This is a genomic window from Mesorhizobium sp. M7D.F.Ca.US.004.03.1.1, from assembly GCF_003998635.1.
Lineage (GTDB): Bacteria > Pseudomonadota > Alphaproteobacteria > Rhizobiales > Rhizobiaceae > Mesorhizobium > Mesorhizobium loti.
In genome coordinates, this window is sequence record NZ_RZQG01001055.1 from 1 (window position 1) to 1903 (window position 1903).

General features: G+C 64.7%; 3 protein-coding genes. All 3 read left to right on the forward strand.

Annotation, left to right across the window (positions count from 1 at the left end; genetic code table 11):
• Nucleotides 1–664, forward strand: a 664-nt coding sequence (locus EN935_RS33750) for a carbon-phosphorus lyase complex subunit PhnI (protein ID WP_206534635.1), incomplete at its 5' end; no start/stop codon positions are given.
• On the forward strand, nt 661–1572 hold the full coding sequence (locus tag EN935_RS33755; protein WP_127263208.1) for an alpha-D-ribose 1-methylphosphonate 5-phosphate C-P-lyase PhnJ: 912 nt from the start codon (nt 661–663) through the stop codon (nt 1570–1572). The genes EN935_RS33750 and EN935_RS33755, both read left to right, overlap by 4 nt.
• Nucleotides 1569–1903 (forward strand): ATP-binding cassette domain-containing protein (locus tag EN935_RS33760; RefSeq protein WP_127374111.1); only part of this gene is annotated, 335 nt, incomplete at its 3' end. The genes EN935_RS33755 and EN935_RS33760, both read left to right, overlap by 4 nt.

Here is a 1903-nt window from a genome sequence, read left to right on the forward strand (position 1 = left end):
AGGCATGGCTTGCGCCTCGGCGATCCTTGCCCGCGAAGGCCTGATCGAGCCGGATGGCGACATGCCGCAAGACCATGTCCCCGGCGACATCACCCGCGAGCCGCTGGAATTCCCGATGGCACGCGACATCCGCCTGCAGGCACTGTCGCGCGGCGATGAAGGGTTCCTGCTGGCGCTCGGCTATTCCACGCAGCGTGGCTATGCCCGCAACCATCCCTTCGTCGGCGAGATCCGCATCGGCGAGGTCGAGCTGGAGCTCGACGTGCCGGAACTGCCCTTCGCGGTGCCGCTCGGCACTGTGCGGGTCACCGAGTGCCAGATGGTCAACCAGTTCAAAGGGTCGGCCAAGGCGCCGCCGCAATTCACCCGCGGCTACGGCCTGGTCTTCGGCCAGAGCGAGCGCAAGGCGATGGCCATGGCGCTCTGCGACCGCGCGTTGCGCGCCTCGGAACTCGGCGAAGATGTCGTCGCGGCTGCCCAGGACGAGGAGTTCGTCATCTCGCATTCCGACAATGTCCAGGCGACCGGCTTCGTCGAGCATCTGAAGCTGCCGCACTATGTCGACTTCCAGGCCGAGCTCGACCTCGTGCGCCGCATGCGCGCCGAATATGAGGCACGCGAAAACCCGGCGAAGGTAGAAGAGAAAAGAGAGGCCGCGGAATGACCGCTCAACCGACAGACATCGCCACCTACAACTTCGCCTATCTCGACGAGCAGACCAAGCGGATGATCCGCCGGGCGATCCTTAAGGGCATCGCGATCCCCGGCTATCAGGTGCCGTTCGCCTCGCGCGAAATGCCGATGCCCTATGGCTGGGGCACCGGCGGTGTCCAGGTCACCGCCTCGATCATCGGCCCCGACGATGTGCTGAAGGTCATCGACCAGGGCGCCGACGACACCACCAATGCGGTCTCGATCCGCGCCTTCTTCAAGAAGGTCGCCAATGTCGCGGTGACGACCGACACTGCCAGCGCCACCATCATCCAAACGCGCCACCGCATCCCCGAGCATCCGCTGACAGCGGGCCAGGTGCTTGTCTACCAGGTGCCGATCCCCGAACCCTTGCGCTTCCTCGAACCGCGCGAGACCGAGACGCGCAAGATGCATGCGCTGGAAGAATACGGCCTCATGCATGTCAAACTCTACGAGGACATCGCCAAGCACGGCCGCATCGCCACCACCTATGCCTATCCGGTCAAGGTCGAGGGCCGCTATGTGATGGACCCGTCGCCGACGCCGAAATTCGACAATCCAAAAATGCACCGCTCACCGGCGCTGCAGCTGTTCGGCGCCGGGCGTGAAAAGCGCATCTACGCGGTGCCGCCCTTCACCGAAGTAGTCAGCCTCGACTTCGAGGACCATCCGTTCGAAGTGCAGACCTTCGACCAGCCCTGCGCGCTGTGCGCGACCGAGAACGTTTATCTCGACGAGGTCATCCTCGACGACCATGGCGGCCACATGTTCGTCTGCTCCGACACCGACCATTGCGAAAAGCGACGGGCGGACGGCCATCGCGGCCACCTTGCCCCCGAAACCCATCTCGCCCCAGGAAACATGGAGCCGACGCAATGACCGACGAACCGCTACTGCGCGTCTCGGCGCTCTCCAAATTCTATGGCTCGCGCGTTGGCTGCGACAACGTCTCCTTCGACCTGTGGCCGGGCGAAGTCCTGGCAGTCGTCGGCGAGTCCGGCTCCGGCAAGACGACGTTGCTCAACTGCCTGTCGACGCGGCTGCTGCCGAGCTCCGGCACCGCCAGCTACCGCATGCGCGACGGCCAGTTCCGCGAGCTCTACCGCATGAGCGAGGCAGAGCGCCGCTTCCTGATGCGCACCGACTGGGGTTTTGTTCATCAGAACCCTGCCGACGGCCTGCGCATGACGGTGTCGGCTGGCGCCAATGT